The sequence below is a fragment of the Actinacidiphila alni genome, from assembly GCF_900112845.1.
Classification (GTDB): Bacteria; Actinomycetota; Actinomycetes; order Streptomycetales; family Streptomycetaceae; genus Actinacidiphila; species Actinacidiphila alni.
Genome location: NZ_FONG01000027.1, coordinates 71,346 through 91,604 on the forward strand (window position 1 = coordinate 71,346; position 20,259 = coordinate 91,604).

Genomic DNA, 20,259 nt, shown 5'->3' on the forward strand with positions numbered 1-20,259 from the left:
GTATCCGCCGAAGGACACCTCCATGACTCTCAACGCGCTGCTGTCCACGCCCGTCCTCGAACTCGACCTCTCCGGAGGCGAGATGAGAGTGCTCGACTGGCTGAGCACCGTACGCACCGCAGCCGACGCCGGAGTCCGCCACCTGGTCCTGACCGGCCCCAGCCCGGCACGCCACCACGCCGTACGGAGCCTTGAGGAATGCGGCTTCGCATGCGGCATGCACGTCGAGATCATCCCGAAGCAGCCCACACAGCCCGCCGACCACGCACCACGCGTCCGTATCGGCTCCGACGGCATCCCCCGCATGCTCCTCCCCGACGGAATACCGCTGTCGGACCTGCTCACCGCCATCGACGCCGGCCGCCCGCTCCTGGAGCGCGCCCCCGTTCTGCGCTCGCTCGAAGCCTCCGGACGCCCGTGCTCCCAGCCGGCCGGCTCCGCCTGACCCGCCGCCCCGACCCCCCGGCCGCACCCGCCCCGGACACCGGAAAGAGCACCTCCACGTGACACCTCACCCCGCCGCACGGCCCCCGGCCGGCCCGCAGTCGGCACCAACCGACGGCGGACCGGCCGCGCCGCCCACCAGCACCACCCCCTCCGGCCCGCTTTTGTACCGGCCGCCGAGCCGCCCGCTTGAAGCCCGCCCCGCACCGGCGCCCCCGAGAACACCGCCGCCGCCCACGGTCATCTCCGTCGCCGACCGGAACACCGTCCGTGCCGCTACCAGACCGTCCTGCCCGGACCCCGACCTACCCCGCCACCGCCCACTTTCTCCGCGACTCACGAGGATCCGATGACCACCGACCCCGCCACCGGCCCGGCCTCCGCCGGCGTCGGCCCCGCCCCGGCCCGACTCACCGTCGCATCCGGCAATCCCGCGATCACCGCGTGGATCGCCCGGCACCTGGGCGTCTGGACCGACACCGGCACCGTTCATGGTGGGGCCGGGAGCAGGCCCGGCCCGGTCGTCCGCGCCGACGTGGACCCGGCCGCGTACGGGCGGATCGCCAACTCGGTGCTGCACCGGGGCTCCACCACGGGCGTCTACGCGCGGTCGCGCACGCACATCCTGCGCGACCACGACGGGACGGTGCTCGCTGTCGCCTCCGACCCCGCGGTCGCCTACCGCGTCACCGGCCACGGGGTCGGCGTCACCGGAATAGACGTTCACGGTGTACGCGTCGCCGCCGCCCGTGTCGCGCGGGAGATCGTCCGGGCCCGGCTGGAGGCCGCCGGTTTCGTGCTGCTTTACGGGGCGGCGGTCGCCCGTGGCGGGCGGGCCCTGCTCATCGCGGTGCCGGGCCAGGCGGTCGCCACCATTACGGCGCTGCTGCTCGCCCGCCAGAGCGGGCTCGCGGTGCTGTCCACCGGCAAGGTCTTCGCCCGCGCCGAGCGCGACGGCACCGTGAGCCTGCTGCCGTGGGCCGGGCCCGCCGCGATCGGCCTGCCCGCTCTCGACGCGCTCGGCCTGTACGCCACGGTCCAAGAACGGGTGCTGGGCGGCGAGGAGTTGCACCACCGGCAGGACCAGCGCGTCGACAACGCCTTCCACCTCAACCGGCGCGCCGCCATGGACGAGTTCCGCGGCGGCCCGGAACTCCCCGCGCTCCTCCACCCCTACCAGCTGCGGGACTGGTTCGGCATCGGCCTCGCCCCGCAGGCCAGGGCCGGCGCGGTGGTCGTGCCCCGTTTCGACTACTCCGCGCCCGCCCCGTCCCTACGGTCCGGGGGCCGCCCGGTCGATGTCACCGACCTCGCCGCCCCCGGCAACGATCTCCTCGGCCTGCGGGCCGCGTTCACCACGACGGCGCCGCGCGCCGAGGACCGGCCGGCCGCCCTGGCGCTGCTCAATGCGCTGCCCCGCTTCGACGCCGTCCTCACCACCGACGTCGCCGCCACCGCGGACATGCTGTCCGCCCTCACCGCCGATCTGGAGTCCCGATGACGACCCCGCCCCTTGCGCCGGTGGTCTACGGCCCGGCCGGCGCCCGCGTCACGATCACCACCACGCAGCGTCCGGTCGCCGCCGCGCTGCGGCGGATGTTCCACATGTGGTGGAATCCGCTGGATCCGGAGGAGCGGACCGCTCCGGCCGCGCACCTGACCGTCGTCGTCGACCGGACGCAGGCGGCCCACCTCGCCCGCGCCGTCACCGCGGACCCGGCCGCCCGGGAGCACAGCGACGGCCGGCGGATCCTGCGCCACACCACCACCGCCGACGGTGTCATCGCCGTGGAATCGGGCTCGGGCACCGTCTACGAGGTGCGCGGGACGGACGTCACCGTCACCGCCCGCACGGCCACCGCCGCGGCAACTGCGGCCGTGCGCATGACCGGCGACCTGGTCCGCGCCCGTATGGAAGCCGCCGGATTCCGGCTGCTGCGTGCGTCGTCGGTGACCTGGGGCGACGCCGCCGCCGTCATCGTCGGCCCGCGCCGGCGCGGCACCACCACCGCCACCCTGTATCTCGGCGCCTATTCCGTGGCGCTGGGCGTGCAGAGCCCCGAACTGGTCCTCGCCCGCCCTGAGCCGGACGGCACCGTCACCACCCGGCCCTGGCCCACACCCGTCACCGTCAGCCTCGGCCTGCTGACGATCACCGGCTGGCACGAACTCGTCCGGCACCATCTCGCCGAGGGCCAGGATCTCCACCCCGCCAGCGACCCGCGCGCCGCCGGCATCCTGCGCGGCACCGGGCCCGCCCCGCAGCCCGGCACCCGCGACGCAGACCTGACCGTCAGCCTGTGGCCGGACGTCCTGCGCTACTGGCTGTCCATCCAGCACACCCATCACGGCACCGCCGCCGCCCTGATCTTCCCCGGCCACAGCCCCGGCGGCCTCCCCGCCATGGCCGGCACCCGGCGCACCGTCAACGTCACCGACCTGCTGCCCCCCGGCCCCCCGCCGGGTGATCCCCTCGGCGTGACCGGCCCCCACGCCGCCGACCAGGAGGACACCGGCCGGCTGCTGGCCGCCCTCAACCGGCTGACCCGCCAGTCCCTCACCCTCACCCGGCACCCGCAGACCGACGCCGACCTCCTGGCCGGCTACGTCCAGCGCCTCCCGCAGCCCTCCCGCCCGGCCGCCCCGGTGCCCGCCGGCCGGGCCGGGGAGCCGCTGCTTAGCAAGGGACACGTGCAGTGACCGCGGCCCCCACCGGCCCCAACCGGTCCGGCATCCCCTACATCACCCTGCGCGACGGGGAGCGGGACGTCTCCGACCGGGACCTCGCACTGCGCCCCGGGCCGCGCGGCCTGCGCCTCGCCTACGACGACGAGACCGACGCCGACCGCGGACTCCACGGCGTGCTGCTCACCCGCGACACCCAGAACCGCGGACCCGACGGGTGGCCGACCGGCAAACCGCAGTGGAAACACAACCACGCCGCCCGGCAACGCCAGTGCATGCGAGAGCTGCTGTGCCACTACTGCACCGGGCAGCCCAGCCGGACCGAGCGGGGCACCCTGTTCCTCGACGTGGCAGGCCCCGCGAGCCGGGCCAAACCCCGCTGGCCGGAAGGCACGATCACCTCCCAGCCACCGCTGTGCCTGGAGCACGCCGCCGAAGCGGCCGACCGCTGCCGGCACGGCGCCCGCCACGGTGGCTTCACCGCCCTGCGCGCCCTGGAGGCCAGGCCGTTCGGCGTTCACGGCACCGTCTACCAGGTCACCGGCCTGCTCGGCGTCACGGCCGTCGACCTGCCGAAACCACTGCAGCACGTGCCCGTCCCGTACACACGCCAGGCCCGGTTCATGACGCTCGCCGCCCAGTACGCGGTCCAGCTCCACGGCGTCACCGAAGTCGACCTCAACCACGAACTCGCCGCACTCGACCCGACACCGGCCCCCACCGCCGGGGCCGGCCACAGGCGGGCGCGGTGAGCGGCACCCTCCGGCCCGGACCGGACACCCCGCCCACCACCCCGCCGGTGTCGAACGCCATGGACGGCGGCACCGCCTACGGCCCGGTTGTCCAGGCCGGGACGATCAGCGGCCTCCATTTGCACCCCGCCGCGCCCGCCGTACCGCCGGTGCCCCGCCAGCTCCCGGCCGCCGCCCCCCTGTGGGTCGACCGGCGCGAGGACCTCGCCTGGCTCCACCGCGCCTGCGGGCACAACCGGGACGAGGTGACCGTCGCCGTGGTGTGGGGGCCCGGCGGCGCCGGGAAAACCGCCCTCGCGTCACGGTTCCTCCGCACGCTCCCCGCGACAGGCGACGAGCCGCACCTGTATGTCGACCTGCGCGGACACAACGCCGCCGACCCCGTCACGCCCGTGGCGGCGCTGGCCCGGTTCCTGGCCGACCTCGGCGTGGCCGGCACTCACGTTCCCTCGACGGCCGACGGGCTGGCCGCGATGTGGCGGACCGTCACCGCCGGGCGGCGCATCGCGCAGGTCCGGCCGCTGATTCCCGGCGGGCCGGCCGCCCGGGTCGTGGTCACCAGCCGCACCCGCCTGGACGGACTGGTCGTCGACGGCGCCGAGATCCGCCGCCTCGGCCCGCTCCCGCAGCGGGCGGCCGTCGACCTGCTGGTCCGCCGCACCCGCCGCACCAGCACGGCCGACCGCGCCGCCGCCGGCCGGATCGCACACGCCTGCGCCGGGATGCCGCTCGCGCTGCACACCGTGGCCGCCCAGCACACCCTGAACCCCGCACTCCCCCTTCAACGGCTCGCCGACCGCCTCACCGCCAACGGCGGCGGCCGGGCCCAAGCCTCGGCGCGGCCGGGCCCGTACGACCCCGAACACGATCAGGAGCACGCCGTCCAGATGAGCATCAGCAGCACCTACCAGGTTCTGCCCGAACTGACCCGTACCGCGTATCAGCGGCTCGGGGCCCTGCCCGCCACGATCCTGGACACCGGCACCGTCGCCGCCGCGTGCGACCTGACACCCGCCCAGGCGAACTGGGTCCTGACCAGCCTCGACCAGGCCGGCCTCCTCCAAAGCGCCCGCCCCGCCGGCCCGCCCCAGGACGCCGGCCGTTACACGCCCGGCGGCGTGTACCGATTCCCCGACCCGGTGCGCGAGCACGCCCGTGCCACCGCCGAACACGGCCTGGGCCAGGCCGACCGGGACGACGCCGTCCTGTGCTGGGCACAGTGGCTGCTCGCGGCGGCCACCGACGCCGAGAGTTTCCTGACGCCCTGTCACCGCAGGCTGGAACGGGTCCCCGTCCCGCCCACTTACGTGTCCCCGTTCGTCCTGCCCGATCCCGGCCAGGAGGACACCGCCGCCGCCGGCCGCGCCGTTACTGACTGGCTGGAGGTGCGCTGGCCGGACCTGACCGCCGCCGCCCACGCCGCCTCCGCGCTGCGCCGGCCCGACCTCGCCTGGCAACTGGTCGACGCCGTCTGGCCCGTCATCAAACTCCGCCGCCCCGCCGACGCGGTCACCCTGCTGCTCGGCACCGGACTCCCGGCCGCCCGCGCCGACGGCAACGGCACCGCCGCCCGCCGGATGCTGACCACCGCCGCCGGACGCCTGCGCCATGCGGGCGACTACCCCAGCGCCATCAGACTCGCCGACGAGGCCCGTGCGAGCGCCGACGCGGCCGGCGACCCACGGGATCTCGGCCAGGCCGCCCACGAGGCCGGGGCCATCCACCTGGAGGCCGGCCGCCCCGTGCAGGCCGTCCCTCTCCTGCGCGAAGCGCTGGCCGCCCGGAGCGCGGTGGGCGACCCGCGCGGCGCCGCCCTCACCCGCATCCTGCTCGGCAACGCCGCCAGCGGCACCGGCGACCACAACGGGGCACGCGACCAGCTCGGCCAGGCGCTCCGCGACCTGACCGCCCTCGGCGAGCGGTACGAGGCCGCCCGCGCCATGGCCTACCTCGGCCGCGCCCACCGCCAGGCCGGCCGCTACACGGACTCCGAGACGTGGCTGCGCGCCGCCGCCCAGCAACTCACGCAAAGCGGCTCGGCCCACTGGCCCGCCCACATCCAGGAGTTCCTCGGTGAAACCGCCGAAGCCCAGGGCCGGACCGACCAGGCCCTCACCCACTACCGGACCGCCCTTGCCGCCTACCGGGACCTGCACGCCACCCGCGACACCCACCGCCTGCAAACCGCCATCGCCCGACTCGGAGCGGGCCAGTGACCCACACAGGAGAACGCGCCGCTCCCCCAGACATCCCCGCCCATGAGGAACTCCCCGGCAGCCACCGCGCCACGGTCACGCGTCGCGCCACCGGCAGCCGAACCGGTCCCCCGTCCCTTCCGCTGAGATCCGACCTCCCGTCACGAACAGGACCCGCCGCCCTTGAAGACCTCCACGATCACGGTGCCGCGCCGGCCCGAGACGCTCCTGATACCGCGCCGCCGCTACCCCGCCGGCCGCGTCGGAACCGTCGCCGTCGCCCTGCCCACCGGCCGCATCGCCGTACCGGTGATCACCATCACCACCGTCCCCGCCGGGGCATACCAGCCGCACCCGATCGACCGGAAGACACCTCCGATATCCCCGGCACGCCCGACCCGGAGCACGGCATGACTGCACACGCCGCCGGGACACCGGCACTGCGCCCCCTGGACGTCACCGTCATGACGCGGCTGGCCGACGGGCTGCGCTGCGCGTCCATCGCAGCCGAACTCGGCGTGACCACCACGGTCCGCGCCGCGATACGCCGGGTGCGCCCACGCGTCGGCGCCGACGGCCACGTCGCCCAGGTCCTGGACCTGGCCTACCGCTCCGGCAACCTTCCCCTCCCCCCGCGGCCGGCCGCCCCGCCGCCGAACCTGACGGAACAGCAACAGCGCCTCCTGCTCCAACTCGCCGACGGCCAGAGCTACCAGCAGATCAGCACCACCGACGGCATCGGCCTGAGCACAGCAAAACTCCACATCCGCAACCTGCGCCAACTGCTCGGCGCCGACTCCCGCGCCCACGCCGTCCACCTCGGCTGGGCAAACCGCCACATCACCGCCGGAACGGCCCTGCCGACGCGCCCGCAGCCTCCGGCCCAGCCCGACCCAGCCGACGGCCAGCCCACCACCACCTGCCCTCCGGGAGCGCCGCGATGACCATCACCGTGCACAACGACGCCGGACCCGCCGGCCACCAGCTCGCCGGCCGCGCCGAAACCGTCCTCGCCACCGCACTCCCGCCGATCGCCAAGATCACCGAACTCCCCGAGCCCACCGGCGAGGTCCGTCTCGTCACCCCCCGCACGTGGCGGCGGGCATACCGGGACTACGCCGCCCGCCAGCTCGATCTCAACTTCACCGAGGCCCCCGCAACCATCCAGGAGAAGGCAGAGGTCAGGGAAGAACTCCGGCAGAAGCGCACCTTCACGCGGTGGTACTGGCCGCTCCTGAACGGGGTGACGCTCACCTCCGGCGAGGGCCTGCCGCAGACCCTGATCGTCCCGCAGGCGATGCACCACACCGGTCTGGCCGCCGCAGGCGTCGCTTTCGAGCGTTTCGTGATCCACGAGGCCGTCCACCATTTCCAGATCCGGCTCAGCGCCGGCCGGGTCGTGCCGATCCCGATCGCGATCCGGCCGAACCCGGTAATCGAGCGCGTCAACGGGCTCGTCGCCGTCTTCGAGGGACACGCGGACTGGGCCGAAGCCCACGTCACCGAGGAGATCTTCGGTCCGCGCGCCCTCGGCGCCGGGATCCGTACGGTCTCCCGGCGCGCCGTCCTGCGCGAACGCTCCCTCCACGTGCGGGACACCGCCGCGGCCGTGCGGGCGCACCAGCGACGCGGAACGCCGATGCCCGAGCGCGAAACGGCTCAACAACGGCGCGCCCGTACCGCCCGCACCCGGCCCGCCATCGGCACCCACGCCGAAGTCGCCTTCGTCCGACAGACCATCGCCTACCTCGGCACCACCCGGTGGAACACCGTCTGGACCGACCCCCAACTCCTGCCTGTAGACGACGAACTCGACCGCCCCGAGACATGGAACGCCCGCATCGGCGCGTACGCCAACCGCCTGTCCTGAACAGCCGCCGAGCCCACCGACCTGTTCCGGTCCGCTCCCGTTTTGGAGATGCCATGCCGAGCCCTACGACCTATCCCGACCTCCACGCCGCCTACGTCGGCCTGCTCACCCGCGTGTCGGACGATCCCGATTTCCGCATCTCCGCGCGCGGCAACGACGCCGCCGAGATCATCGGCGCGAGCTTCCGGCTCCCCGACCCTCGCCAGCGGCTGCCCTACCTCGCGGCGCGGAAGGCCAACCCGGTCTTCCACTACGCCGAGACCCTCTGGTATCTGGCCGGGCGCCGGGACCTGGACATGATCGGCTATTACGCCCCGTCCATGCGGTCCGGGTCAGCCGACGGCATCCATCTCGGCGGCTCCGCGTACGGGCACACGATCTTCCAACCGGCCCCCGGAGCGTCGGTGTCCCCGTTCGACCGGGCCATGGACCTGCTGCGCACCGAGGCCGACACCAAGCGCGCGTACATCCCGGTCTTCACCGCCGGAGAACTCAACGACCCCGACAACCCCGACATGGCGTGTCTGGCGGGACTGCACCTGCTGCCGCGGCAGGGCCGGCTGCACATGGTCTGCTACATGCGGGCCAACGACCTGGACTGCGGGCTGCTGTCCGACGTGTTCTCTTTCACGATGATCCAGGAGTACGCCGCCGTCCGGCTCGGCCTCGAACTGGGCACCTACACCCACCACATCGGCTCGGCGCACATCTGCGACCGCAACGCCGACCGCGTCCGCCGCGTCCTGGACGAGGCGGCAACGGTCCCCTCGCACCCGGCGCAGTTCGCGTTCCCGACGATGCCGGCCGCGACCGACACCGCCACCCTCGACACCGTCCTTCGGTACGAGGAGTTGCTGCGGACGGACCAACTGCGCTGCACCGCCGCCGACATCGCCGCCACCGGGCTGGACGTCTACTGGCAGCAGCCGCTGCTGCTGTTCGAGATCTACCGGCAGATCCAGCACGAGCGCACCGACCACGTCAGCACCGACGTCCTGGGCGCGCTCGACCCGGGGCTGCGGTGGCTGGTCGAACAGCGCTGGCCGGCCTGCACACCTACCACCTCCACCGCCGGGGACCGGCGGTGACCGCCGAGCCGGCGCGAAGCGCCCTGACCGGACCTGACTGGGAGTGCTGGTCGGTCGTGCTGTGCAAGCCCGACGCCGTCGAACGCGGTCTGGCCGGCACTGTGCTGGCCCGGCTCGCCCCGGCCGGTGTGCGCCTGACCGGACGGCGCGACGTACGGGTGCTGCCGTGGCAGATCCACGTCCACTACTGGGACCTGCTGGTCGACGACGGCCGCTTCCCCGGCCGCGACATCCCCGCCTGCCTGGAGGCGGAGTACGCCGGACGCACCGTCACCGTCGCCCTCGCCCACGGAGCACCGGGCATCCACCAGCGCCTCCGCGACCTGCTGGGCCACTTCGACCCCGCCAAGGCCAAGCCCGGCACGATCCGCGCAGACCTCGGCCAAGACTCCCTGGCCGCCGCGCTCACCGAACAGCGCCTGATCCGCAACCTCGTGCACACCTCCGACGACGCGCACGCCGCCCGCCGCGATTTCGGCACCTGGTACGGCGCCGCGCACCGCGGCCTGCTCCTCCCCCGCTCTCGCACTACGCCCGCCCGATGACCACTGCCCTTGCCCTGGAGGACCGTATGTCCACACCCCTGACAGGTTCCCGCCGGCCGCTGCCCATCCTGAGCAGGCAGCAGACCACCGAACTGAAGCCGTCGCTCGCCGACCCGGTGGAGTACCGCAAGTCCGGGCTGTCGCTGAACTGGATCGTGGGCTGCCCGCTCGAATGCGGATACTGCGTACGCCACCTGTTCGACAACTTCGGCATGAAGACGCCGCGGCGGCTGATGAGCGACGAGGACGCCGTCCTCGCGCTCACCGGCCACCGGTACTTCCGGCCGCACACCACGCCGATCCAGCTCCTGAACCGGGCCACCGACCCCATGCTGCCCGTCGTCAAACCGCACCTGTTCGCGGTCCTGCGCGCACTGGACGGCCAGGGCCTGACCAACCACGTCCTGATCATCACCCGGTGGCGCGTCACCCCCGAGGACTGTGAAGTCCTCAACCCACTGTCCAGCCTGCGGGTCACGGTGCTCGTCACGCACTCCGGCATCGACAACCCGGCCATCGAACCGGTCGACTCCACGATCGCCGCCGCCAGCCTGCGCACCCTGTACGAGCACGCCGAGCGGTACCGCACCGTGCTGTACTGGCGGCCCATCGTCCCCGGCCTCAACGACTCCGACACCCACCTCCGCCGCGCCCGACAGCTGTCGGCTCACGCGCACGCGACGGTGTTCACCGGCCTGTTCTACCGGCAGGAGATCGCCGACTACTACCAGGCCCACGGGCTGCCCGAACCGTACGGCGACACCGCCCGGCGCAAGATCCTTCCCGAACAGTCCGAGCAGCGGATCCTCGACCACTTCCACGACACCCCCCAGCAGGGCGCCCCCTGGGGAGCCCTGTTCCGCAAGACCTCCTGCGCGGTGGCGTACGCCCACGGGGAAGCGGACTACAACGGGCACTTCGGCATCCGGGAACTGTGCGACATCTGCCCGGAGGAGCAGGTCGAACGGTGCGGGCAGGCGTGGGTCCGGCCCGATCCCGCCGAGGTCACCCGGCAGGCGCGCGCGCTCGGCGCGGTGGGCGAGGTGGAGGTCACCGACCGCGCCATCATCGTGGAGGGCCTGGACGAGCCGCCGCGCTACTTCCTCCAGCACGGCTACGGCTACCAGTGCCACGACCGCAGCAAACCCCACCACCACCGCCAGCACGGCCGCGCACCGATCGGCTGGCCCGGCCCGAACGGACCATCAGCAGCATGAACTTCAGCACCTGGCCGCCCCTGCTCGTCGTCGATGTCGAAGGCAACGGCACCAACCCGCCGGACCTGGTCGAGGTCGCCGCCCTCCCCGTGCGCAAGGGACAACCCGAGACCGCGGCCGCGGGCGCGTGGCTGATCCGCCCGCCCAGGCCCGTCACACCGTTCGCGGCCCAGGTGCACGGCCTGACCAACAAGGTCCTCGAAAACGCCCCCGCCTGGACCGAGGTGGCCGCCGATGTCCACCGGCTGCTGGGCACCGCGTGGATCTGCGCGCACAACGCCCACACCGACTACCGGGTGCTGTCCGCGCACCTGCCCGGCTGGCAGCCGGCCGGTGTCCTGGACACCCTCCGCCTGGCCAGGGTCACCGTCCCCGGCCTTCCCGCCCACAACCTCGACGCGCTCATCGACCACCTGAAGCCCGACCTCACCCTCGCACCCGCCCAGCGGCACCGCGCCACCTACGACGCGTACGCCACCGCCCAGATCCTCACCGCCCTCGCCAGCCGCTACCCGGCCTGGGACCAGCTCGTCGCCGCCGCCGTGCCGCCGAATCTTCCCGGCGCACCCCAACCAGAACAGGACCCGACCCTATGGTGAACACCCCCGTCCGCATCGGCGTGACCGGCACGCACTCCACCGGCAAGACCGTCCTGCTGCGGCGCGTCGAAATGGAACTCCGCGCCCAGGGCGTCACCGTCGCGCGCACCGGCGGTCTCGCCAAGCGGGCCGCCGCACTCGGCCTGCCGAAAATGGAGCACCACACCGCAGCCTCCACCGAGTGGATCATGGCGCAGACCATCGCCGACGAGATCCGCCTCGCCGCAGCCGGCGCCCGGGTGATCCTCGCCGACCGGGCCGTCATCGACGCCCTCGCCTACTACACCGCCGCCCTGGAATACCGGGACGAACCTTCCGACACCGCCGACGTCAAGCGGCTCACGCTCCTTGCCGCCCAGGCCGCGAAATACGACCTGCTGCTGGCCACCGTCCCCGACCCCGCGGTCCCCCCGGTCGCCGGACACGGCTACGACGCCCGCTATCGTGCCCTGGTCGACACCCACGTCCACCGCCACCTCGCCGACACCGGAACCCGCCACGTCCGCGTCCCCGGCACCCCGCACCGGCAGGACGCCGCGATCCGCGTCGCCGTCCGCCTCGCCCTCAGCGCGGTCCCGGCGTGAGCACCGCCCCCGGCGGCACCATCACGATCGCCGGAAAAACCGTCTCCCGCCTCGGACTTGGCACCATGCGGCTGACCGGACCCGGCACCTGGGGCATGCCGCGCGAACCGCACCACGCCGTCGGCCTGATTCGTGAAGCCGTCCACACCCACGGCATCACCCACATCGACACCGCCGACGCCTACGGACCCCACGCCGCCGAACACCTGATCAGCTGGGCTCTGTACCCGTACCCCGGACAGGTACTCATCGCCACCAAGGTCGGAATGATCCGCCCCGCCCCCGGCGCCTGGACGCCGCTCGGAGACCCCGCCTACCTGCGCGCCAGCGTCGAATCCAGCCTCCGCCGCCTCGCCATGGACCGCCTCGACCTGTGCTACCTCCACCGCGTCGTCCCCGCATACCCGCTCGCCGACCAGCTCGGCACCCTCAAAGACCTCCAGGACGAAGGGAAGATCGGGCACATCGGCCTGTCGAAGGTCACCACCGGCACCATCGTCGAAGCGCGCCGGCACATCACCGTCGCCGCCGTCCAGAACGTCCTCAACACCGCCCACCCCCACGACCCGGTCCTTGACCTGACCCGCGCCCTCGGGATCCCCTACGTGCCGTACCGGCCGCTGAACGCCGGAGCACTGGCAGCCGGGTCCGGGCCCGGGGACGCGCTGCGCTGGCTGATGAAGACCGGCGACCACCTCGCGCCCATTCCCGGCACCAGCGCCGTGGAACACCTGCGGCAGCTCGTCACCTCCGTGACCACGCAGGTAGCCCTGTGACCGCGCCCGATCCCGCGGCGCCCTACGTGAAATGGCGCCCGCCCATCCACTGGGCCGCCGTGCTGATCGAGGTCGGCCACGGCCGCATCATCCTCAACCAACACCTCGGCGCCCCCGGCCGGTTCATCCTGCCCGGCGGCCCCGTTCCCCCACACACGACACCCGCCGAAGCCGCCGCCGACACCATGCTCAGCGACGGCCCCGGCCTGCCGGACCTCCGCGAGCTGGTCATCGACACCACGCAGATGCGCCGCAGGGATATCCACGTCCACATCCTGGCCACCACCCCGCTCACCGAGGATCACGCGGCGGCACTGCGCCCGAGCGACGCCCGCGCCCACCCCCGCATCCTCTCCCTCTCCGAGGCCCTCACCGTGCTTCACCCACGAGGACGGCTGCGCCTCGAAGCCGCGCTCGACGCACTCGCCACCGGCCAGACCCACCGCCTCGACAACGGCATGCGATCCGCGCCGGACACGCCCCCGCACAGCGAACCGAAACACGACGCGCTTCCTCGCCCTCGCCAACCGCCAACGCTGCGGGCCGCCGCGGCACTCCACACCGGAACGTAGCCAACGACCAGCAACATCAGGGCCTGTCGACAAACGAGGCAGCGGGCACGGCCGATCCACCATCCTCCGTCCCGGGCCGCGCCGCGGCGGGAACTGCACGTCCACAACGAGGAGCCACATGACCGAATACGTGAAAATCGGCACCGCGCAGCGTCCAGGCACCGAACCGCCCTGCGCCGACGGGCACGACGTCCAGCGCACCCACGGCACGGTCAGCGCGGCCGTCGTCGACGGCGCCGGGCACCGCCCGGCCACCGTGCGGTACGCGGGAATCGCGCCCGCCGTCATCACCCACATCGGGAACACCCTCGGCGGTGTGCCCGCGCTGATGACCGCTGGGCAGATGGCGCGCGCCTACGACGAACCGCCTCATCTGTCCGCCGTCTACGCCCGTATCGGACCGGACTCGCCCACTGTCCTGGTGTGGATCGGCGACTGCCGGGCGTACGGGTGGTCCGCGGCCGGCGGCCTCACCCTGTGGACAACGGATCAGACGATGGGCGAGTACCTGCGCACCCGCATCGGCGCGCCCCTTCCTCGGATCCCGGAGGCGTACGACGACTTCGTGCGGCTCGGGCTTACCGAGGCGTCCGCGGCCACGTGTATGCAGGCGCAGATTCCTGCAGCGGTCCGGCTGATCGTCCTGTGCTCGGACGGCGTTTCGGACCAGGTCAAGCCGGAGGTGTGGTCGCGGCTGTGCGCGGAGCACGGAGGCAACCCGCCGACGCTCGCCGACGCGCTGGTTGCAGCCGCCTGCGCGAATGCGGCCGGTTACCGTGACGACGCCACCGTCGCAGTCCTGCTGCGCTGCGACGGATAGGACACCCCCGTGGACAGGCGGCCGGAACCGGACGCCCGCGGGGGTGAGTTTGTGTGGCGGCGCCAGCTTCTCCCAACGTCGGCGCAGGTCGGTGGCGAGGGGGCCGGCGAGGCGTAGCTCGGTGTGGGCGGCGATGATCAGCCACGTCCAGCGGTCAGCGGCTGCGGAGTCGCGCACGCGGGGCCGGGTCCAACCGAGGATCTGCTTGAGCATGCGGAAGGTGTGCTCGGTGTCGAAGCGCCGGAGGAATGCCTGCCAGCAGTGGTCGACATCGGCCGGGGTGGCGCTGGTGCGGGACCACCACAGCCAGACCTGCTTGTTCACCCCGCTGGACGGCAGGTGCTCGACTGTCAGGCGGATGACGGTGCCCTCGATGACCGGCAGCGGGCCGTCGTGGTCCAGCCAGGCAGCCCGCTGGGTCAGCCAGGGGTGCAGCCGGTCCCACGCCTGGGACGTGGCCTTGCCGTAGAGGCGGGTGCCGGTGAACGTGACGGCCTGTTCCTCGCCCCAGGTGGCGGGGCCGCCGAAGACGAACTCCCCGCCGTGCTTGGGCATCCGGCCGCCCTTGGGGTGGGCCCGGAAGAACTCCTCCCGCGAGGGTGCCGGGCGGCGCATCACCCGGTCCGACCGGGCCCGGCCCAGGACTTCCACCGGCTGGCCGGACAGCAGGTGCGCGATGCGTGAGGCGTCGTAGCCGGCATCGAGCACGACCAGCACGTCCGGATCACTTTCGGTCCACTGGCCTGCGGCGATGAGCCGTTCAACCACCTCGCGGACCTGGCAGGCGGTGACTGCGGCAAGGTCCGCGCCGGGGGCGAGCCGGACCGCGTCCAGGAGCGCGGACCAGGAGGTGCGGCCGGTCTCCAGGGCGACGACGACCGAGTACGGCCAGCCGGGCAGCATCTGATGCTTGGCGTTGCCCCGACCGTAGGTGTGGCAGAACGACCGGTCCGGTACCGAGCCGGCGTTGGGACGCAGCCACGGCGAGACGCCAACCGCCAGGACCAGCCGCCCGCGGCAGCGGCACCCCGGCGAGGGCCCGCCGCAGACGGGCCACATCGAGCCCGCCACGGTTCAGGCCAGCGTAGAGGGCCCCGTGGCCCCGGCGGTGCTCCGGCGCCAGAGCGAGGTCAACCAGCGACCGCACCGGCCCGTCCGTGCACGACAGCGCGTCGTACAACTCGAACAACGCATCGTCTCGCGCGGTCAGGCATCTATACAAATCCGACTGGAGATCCTTCCGCGAACGCCTCCCGCAGGACGCCCTTATACGCCAAACCCACGACCACGGCCTTCGCGCTGATCCACTCTGTGACGGAGCACAGGATCAGACGGACGTCGCCTACATGTCCGCTGAACTGCGAACATTCTGATCAAGTTCGAGACGCGTTCGACGCCGGCCGTCAAACGACAAGTCTAACGGGGTTCGGCGAGGGCGGTGACGGCCTTCTCGATCCGTTCCCGCAGGTCTTCCGGGTCGGGGGCGCCCCCGAACACCATCGAACTGGCGATGGGCAGCGCTTGCACCCATGTCGCCAGTGCCAGGATTCCATAGAGAATGAAACGGGCGTTCTCGTTGTCCAGGCCGGGTGCCCCGAGGCGCTGGGCCTCTTCGGTGTAGAAGCGCGCGCGCTGTGCCGCCGCCTCGGGTGTGAGGCGTTGCCGCTGCAGCGATTCCCACATCATGAGCCGGATCAATTGTGGGTTCGCGCGGTGGAAGTCGAATGTCGCGGCCGCATAGGCGGCGGGATCGGTGAGGTCGGCTCCCGGCTTGAGTTCTGCCGCCTCGGCCAGCGCGGCCGAGAGTACCGCTTCGAAGAGCTGTTCCTTGTTGCCGAAGTGGCCGTAGATCCGCTCTTTGCTCACCCCTGCGGCTTTGGCGATGCGATCCACCCGCGCGCCCTCAAGGCCGTGTTCGGCGAACTCCGTCCTCGCGGCGTCCAGCAGTCGCTGACGGGTCTCCCGTGTGTCACGTGCCATGTGGCGAGCGTACCACTAGCAACCGAACGGTTGACCCGTCTGAAACGTCTTAGACCTTTGACTTGCCTGGCCAGGGTTGTTACGGTCAATACCAACCGACTAGTTGGTTGGATAATCTGAACATGGATGTGAATCAGAAGGTCATCGCCATTACCGGAGCCGGCCGGGGGCTCGGGCGTGCGCTCGGCCTGGGACTGGCGGCGGCAGGCGCCCGTATCGCGCTTCTGGAGCGCGACGGCGGGGCTCTCGAAGCGACCGCTCGCGAGATCGAGCGGAGCGTGCCGGGCGCGGAGAAGCCGCTGGCCCTCGCGTGCGACGTCACGGACGAGGTGGCCGTCGCCAGTGCGGTCCGCGCGATCGACGACAGGTGGGGGCGGATCGATGCCCTGGTCAGTAACGCGGGACTGATGCTCCCCACGGAGAAGCTGCGGCTGCTCAATGCCGACATCAGCGATGTGCGCCGCGTCCTGGACACGAATCTCGTTGCGGGATTCATCGTCACGAAGGCATTCGCGCCGGTCATGATCCGCGGCGGAGGAGGCCGGATCATCTACATGAGCAGCATGATCGGAGTCCAGGCGGGCCTGGGACTCGCGCCGTACGGGGCATCGAAGGCCGGCCTCAATTTGCTTGCGAACGTCGCTCACCGTGAGCTCGCCGACCAGGGCATCAGGACCGTGGCCCTGGCCCCGGGGCTGACCGACACCCCGGGCATGCGCGGCACGGTCGAAGGCGGCTATGCCGAGCGGGTCGCGTCGGCGTACCCGGGCGGACGTCTCGGCCAGCCCGAAGACATCGTTCCCTTCGTGCGTTTCCTGTGCAGCGACGTGTCGGTTCACCTGTCCGGCACCGTTCTTCCGATACGCCCGGTCACCGGCTAAGGCCCTCTGCAGCGCGAGACCACATCGAACCGACCGAGAAGGGAACAGCCCATGAATGACCCGCAGACTACGGAGATCATCCCATTCCGGCCTGTTGTGCCGGATCACGAGATCGCTGACCTGCGAGAACGCCTCAGCCGAGTCCGGCTTCCCGAAGAGGCGACAGCACCCGGCTGGGAGCAGGGCATTCCGCTCGACTACCTCACCGAGCTCATCCGCCACTGGCGCGACGAGTACGACTGGCGGCGCCTGGAAAGTGAGCTGGCCTCGCGCGGACAGTCGCACACGGTCATCGATGGGCTCGGTATCCACTTCCTCCACGTCCGGTCCTCGCGGCCGGACGCCCGCCCCCTGCTGATCACGCACGGGTGGCCGGGATCGGTCGTCGAATCCCTCGACGTGATCGACGCGCTGACCGAGCCGGGTGACGGCAAGCCCGCCTTCCACCTCGTCATCCCGTCCCTGCCCGGATTCGGCCACTCCCAGAAGCCAGCCGACGCGGGGTGGGGCATCGACCGCATCGCCGACGCCTGGTCCGCGCTGATGGCACGGCTCGGCTACGACCGGTTCCTCGTCCAGGGCGGGGACTGGGGCGCCATGGTCACGATCACGATCGCCGTGCGCCACCCCGAGCGGGTTGCCATGATGCACACCACCGTGCCATGGGCCCCGCGCCCCGACAGGTTCGACGACACCACACTCACGCCCACCGAGAAGCGCTGGCTTGAGGAGTACGCCGAGTTCGGACGGTCAGGACGCGGCTACGCGCTCCAGCAGTCCACACGTCCGCAGACGATCGGGTACGCGCTCGTGGACTCGCCGACCGCCCAGCTCGCCTGGATCGCCGAGAAATTCTTCGAGTTCTCCGACTCGGAGGACAACCCCGAGGAGGCGGTCTCCCGGGACCGCATCCTCGACGACGTCTCGCTGTACTGGTTCACCCGCACCGGTGCTTCAGCAGCCCGGCTGTACTGGGAGAGCTTCCGCGGTCTGGGCATGTCGGACGTGAACACACCCGTGACGGTGCCGGCGGCCGTGACGGTCTTCCCGCGCGACCTTCAAAAGCTGCCCCGCTCCTGGGTCGAGGCACGCTACCGCGACCTGCGTTACTGGAGCGTTGCCGAGCGCGGCGGGCACTTCCCGATGCTCGAAGTGCCCGACTCCTTCTGCGCGGAGATCCGCGCAGCATTCGCCCATGCCCCGGCATGAGGGCCGCAGCCGAGACGGCTACTTCGGCCGGTAGGAATGCGACGGTATCCACCAGCGCCTCAGCCGAGGTCGGCGGCGGCTTGGTTGCACCAGCGTTTGAGCGCGCGGTGGCTGGAGGGTTGAAAATCGAGGGTGACACGGACGGGACCAGCGCGGCCGGCAGGAGCCGGCGGCGACCTCGCAGGAGATGGCGGCGCTACCAGGCGTCGCGGCGGAACCGCCATCGGTAGCCTGAAGTTACCGGTTGTACACCTTGGGGCCGGACCACAGGTTGGCGTGGGCATCGTAGATGTAGACGTCTACCTCTGTGATTCCGCCTGCGTACGCGGATCCGTCGAGGGTGAAGTTATAGCTCACGGTCTCGTTGACCGCAGGTATTCCCCCGGTAGGCCGGTACTGATCGTCGACGAGAGAGCCGCCGGCCCACGCGAGGAAATTCACCTTTGTTCCGGCGCCACCGACGTCAGTCACGCTTCCTTGAACTCCCACAGAGCGGTTGAGCCAGGTCAGGCTGCCCGATGCCGAGTGGGCACCTGAACCGGAAGAGATGGCAAAGCGGGTAGGGTCCGCCGCTGAGCTGGGGCCCACGGCAAGTACAGTCACCGCGGCGGCGCCCATGAGCGACGCGCTGATTCGCTTGAAACGCATAAGATCTCCTGAAGGTGAGGGAAATCGTGCGTGCGTTGTGGAATGGCGGGCACGCGGGAAGCGGTGCGGCAGGCGAAGGTAATCCGGGAAGCCGTCGAAGAGTTCGAGAACCGCTGACTCGGAGCGTCGCGCACAGGGGAGCCTGTTCTCGATGCCCCCGCGCCCCGGCCCGCGGTGGACGCGTCGGCCTTACGCGTCCACCGTGGGCCGGGCCCTGGCGCTACAGCAAGCCGTCGAAGCAGACGCCGGAGCTGCGGTAGCAGGTCTGTTCTACGAGGTGGTGATCCGGGTCCGTATCGGTCATGTAGACCCAGATGTTGTCGGACCCGCCGACGACGTCCGCTGTGAGGTGGAAGTCCGCCGGCCCGGATCTGTTGCACCATGTGCTGGTGCTCCTGAAGTCCAGCCGGGTGCTGCCCGCCCACGCGGCCGCGTAGACTCGCCGACACCCGGTGGCCTTGAACGATGATGCGTCGATGGTGACCGACCGGTTGGACCAGCTGGCCGTGCCTACGTAGTAGCTCGCCGTATACCGAAGATCGACGGCGGCGGAGGCGGCGGAGGCGGGCGGTGCTGCGAGGACCATCGCCCCGGCAACCGCCGCGACTGCGGTCACGGTCTGGCCGACCTTCCTCGTGCGGCTCTTCACCTTTGGCGTGTCCTGCAACCTCACCATGACCACCACTCCCAGTCTCTTCGAGTAAACGGGAAGGACATCACGGGGGCGGTCGTACGGCTGTGGGCCCCGGGCGCCCCCGTATCGGCCCGGGGCCCACAGCGATCCGCAGGCGTCCGTTCCCCCTGCCGTCGCCGTGGATCTGCGGGACGGGCATGACCGTAACGGGCACCACCGAGCCCGTCAACTGGTGTGGATGAGAATTGCCGACTTCTCTTCACATCAGTTTTCCGCGTGTGCCCCGAGTACCATGCCCCCATGACAGGCGACATCGCCAGAGGCGCGCTGGCGGCCAAGCTCGACCACTTGTTCAGCGTGGTGCGTCCGGCCGACGGCGACGAGTACACGTTCGACGAGGTCGCCGAAGCGATCAGGGCTCAGGGCGGTCCCACCATCTCCTCGACCTACCTGTGGCAGCTGCGCAAGGGCCTTCGTGACAACCCGACCAAACGTCACCTGGAAGCACTCGCCACGTTCTTCGGCGTCCCCGCGGCATATTTCTTCGACGACGCCGAGGCCGAGCGCATCGACGCCGAGCTCGCACTGCTCAGCGCGCTGCGCGGCGCGCCGGTACTGCAGATCGCCCTGCGCGCGCGAGGGTTGTCGGCGAAGAGCCTCGAAACGATCAGCGATCTCGTCGAGCGCGTCCGCGAACTCGAAGGACTGCCGGACCTCTCGGACGACCCGGACCGATGATCGGGCCGCGTCGGCGAAAGGT

At 71.7% G+C, this 20,259-nt stretch carries 21 protein-coding genes and 1 pseudogene; 18 read left to right on the forward strand and 4 right to left on the reverse strand.

Translation table 11 applies throughout. From position 1 onward, the window contains the following. Positions 1-22: 22 nt before the first annotated feature. From BM076_RS31830 to BM076_RS31900, 15 genes are all read left to right on the forward strand, one after another. A complete protein-coding gene (locus BM076_RS31830) occupies positions 23-445 on the forward strand; it encodes a hypothetical protein (RefSeq protein ID WP_093717221.1) in 423 nt (140 codons plus the stop codon). 348 nt (positions 446-793) lie between these two features. Beyond that, complete coding sequence (locus BM076_RS31835; RefSeq protein WP_093717222.1) at positions 794-1,945, forward strand: hypothetical protein; 1,152 nt, start codon at positions 794-796, stop codon at positions 1,943-1,945. Next, positions 1,942-3,144 carry a hypothetical protein gene (locus BM076_RS31840; protein ID WP_093717223.1) on the forward strand — a complete coding sequence of 401 codons (1,203 nt, stop codon included), beginning with the start codon at positions 1,942-1,944 and terminating at the stop codon, positions 3,142-3,144. Before BM076_RS31835 ends, BM076_RS31840 begins: the two co-directional genes overlap by 4 nt. Further along, positions 3,141-3,881: a hypothetical protein gene (locus BM076_RS31845; RefSeq protein ID WP_093717224.1), complete on the forward strand. Its 741-nt coding sequence runs from the start codon at positions 3,141-3,143 to the stop codon at positions 3,879-3,881. The genes BM076_RS31840 and BM076_RS31845 overlap by 4 nt, the downstream gene beginning before the upstream one ends. Then, a complete protein-coding gene (locus BM076_RS31850) occupies positions 3,878-6,097 on the forward strand; it encodes a tetratricopeptide repeat protein (RefSeq protein WP_093717225.1) in 2,220 nt (739 codons plus the stop codon). Before BM076_RS31845 ends, BM076_RS31850 begins: the two co-directional genes overlap by 4 nt. A 162-nt stretch (positions 6,098-6,259) precedes the next feature. Beyond that, complete coding sequence (locus BM076_RS31855; RefSeq protein ID WP_093717226.1) at positions 6,260-6,490, forward strand: hypothetical protein; 231 nt, start codon at positions 6,260-6,262, stop codon at positions 6,488-6,490. Beyond that, positions 6,487-7,020, forward strand: coding sequence for a helix-turn-helix transcriptional regulator (locus tag BM076_RS31860; RefSeq protein WP_093717227.1), 534 nt, complete (start codon positions 6,487-6,489; stop codon positions 7,018-7,020). The genes BM076_RS31855 and BM076_RS31860 overlap by 4 nt, the downstream gene beginning before the upstream one ends. Beyond that, positions 7,017-7,946, forward strand: coding sequence for a hypothetical protein (locus tag BM076_RS31865; protein WP_093717228.1), 930 nt, complete (start codon positions 7,017-7,019; stop codon positions 7,944-7,946). The genes BM076_RS31860 and BM076_RS31865 overlap by 4 nt, the downstream gene beginning before the upstream one ends. 53 nt (positions 7,947-7,999) lie before the next feature. Beyond that, complete coding sequence (locus BM076_RS31870) at positions 8,000-9,034, forward strand: thymidylate synthase (RefSeq protein ID WP_093717229.1); 1,035 nt, start codon at positions 8,000-8,002, stop codon at positions 9,032-9,034. Continuing rightward, positions 9,031-9,579 carry a nucleoside-diphosphate kinase gene (locus BM076_RS31875; RefSeq protein WP_245796580.1) on the forward strand — a complete coding sequence of 183 codons (549 nt, stop codon included), beginning with the start codon at positions 9,031-9,033 and terminating at the stop codon, positions 9,577-9,579. The genes BM076_RS31870 and BM076_RS31875 overlap by 4 nt, the downstream gene beginning before the upstream one ends. Next, on the forward strand, positions 9,576-10,796 hold the full coding sequence (locus BM076_RS31880; RefSeq protein ID WP_245796581.1) for a radical SAM protein: 1,221 nt from the start codon (positions 9,576-9,578) through the stop codon (positions 10,794-10,796). The genes BM076_RS31875 and BM076_RS31880 overlap by 4 nt, the downstream gene beginning before the upstream one ends. Further along, on the forward strand, positions 10,793-11,395 hold the full coding sequence (locus BM076_RS31885; RefSeq protein ID WP_093717232.1) for a 3'-5' exonuclease: 603 nt from the start codon (positions 10,793-10,795) through the stop codon (positions 11,393-11,395). Before BM076_RS31880 ends, BM076_RS31885 begins: the two co-directional genes overlap by 4 nt. After that, positions 11,389-11,979, forward strand: coding sequence for an AAA family ATPase (locus tag BM076_RS31890; RefSeq protein ID WP_093717233.1), 591 nt, complete (start codon positions 11,389-11,391; stop codon positions 11,977-11,979). Before BM076_RS31885 ends, BM076_RS31890 begins: the two co-directional genes overlap by 7 nt. Next, a complete protein-coding gene (locus BM076_RS31895; RefSeq protein ID WP_245796582.1) occupies positions 11,976-12,755 on the forward strand; it encodes an aldo/keto reductase in 780 nt (259 codons plus the stop codon). Before BM076_RS31890 ends, BM076_RS31895 begins: the two co-directional genes overlap by 4 nt. Further along, complete coding sequence (locus tag BM076_RS31900) at positions 12,752-13,327, forward strand: hypothetical protein (RefSeq protein WP_093717234.1); 576 nt, start codon at positions 12,752-12,754, stop codon at positions 13,325-13,327. The genes BM076_RS31895 and BM076_RS31900 overlap by 4 nt, the downstream gene beginning before the upstream one ends. Positions 13,328-13,343: 16 nt before the next feature. On the opposite strand, the pseudogene BM076_RS38375 reads toward BM076_RS31900, so the two are convergent. Further along, positions 13,344-15,369 (reverse strand): annotated as a pseudogene (locus tag BM076_RS38375) (transposase). A gap of 194 nt (positions 15,370-15,563) precedes the next feature. Beyond that, positions 15,564-16,127, reverse strand: coding sequence for a TetR/AcrR family transcriptional regulator (locus tag BM076_RS31915; protein WP_093717236.1), 564 nt, complete (start codon positions 16,125-16,127; stop codon positions 15,564-15,566). A 122-nt stretch (positions 16,128-16,249) separates the two neighbouring features. Here BM076_RS31915 and BM076_RS31920 point away from each other — a divergent pair, with 122 nt between their 5' ends. Continuing rightward, entirely contained in the window at positions 16,250-17,008 is a 759-nt protein-coding gene (locus BM076_RS31920) for an SDR family NAD(P)-dependent oxidoreductase (RefSeq protein WP_093717237.1), read from the forward strand. A gap of 51 nt (positions 17,009-17,059) precedes the next feature. Continuing rightward, positions 17,060-18,217 (forward strand): epoxide hydrolase family protein, encoded by a 1,158-nt coding sequence (locus BM076_RS31925; RefSeq protein ID WP_093717238.1) that lies wholly within the window; start codon positions 17,060-17,062, stop codon positions 18,215-18,217. 237 nt (positions 18,218-18,454) lie between these two features. Here BM076_RS31925 and BM076_RS36265 read toward each other — a convergent pair whose 3' ends face one another. Together BM076_RS36265 and BM076_RS31935 are read right to left on the reverse strand one after the other, a co-directional pair. Next, positions 18,455-18,865 (reverse strand): hypothetical protein, encoded by a 411-nt coding sequence (locus BM076_RS36265; RefSeq protein WP_143120695.1) that lies wholly within the window; start codon positions 18,863-18,865, stop codon positions 18,455-18,457. A gap of 220 nt (positions 18,866-19,085) precedes the next feature. After that, a complete protein-coding gene (locus tag BM076_RS31935) occupies positions 19,086-19,541 on the reverse strand; it encodes a hypothetical protein (RefSeq protein ID WP_143120696.1) in 456 nt (151 codons plus the stop codon). Between the two features lie 258 nt (positions 19,542-19,799). Here BM076_RS31935 and BM076_RS31940 point away from each other — a divergent pair, with 258 nt between their 5' ends. Then, complete coding sequence (locus BM076_RS31940; protein WP_093717241.1) at positions 19,800-20,237, forward strand: helix-turn-helix domain-containing protein; 438 nt, start codon at positions 19,800-19,802, stop codon at positions 20,235-20,237. The last annotated feature ends 22 nt before the right edge of the window (positions 20,238-20,259 follow it).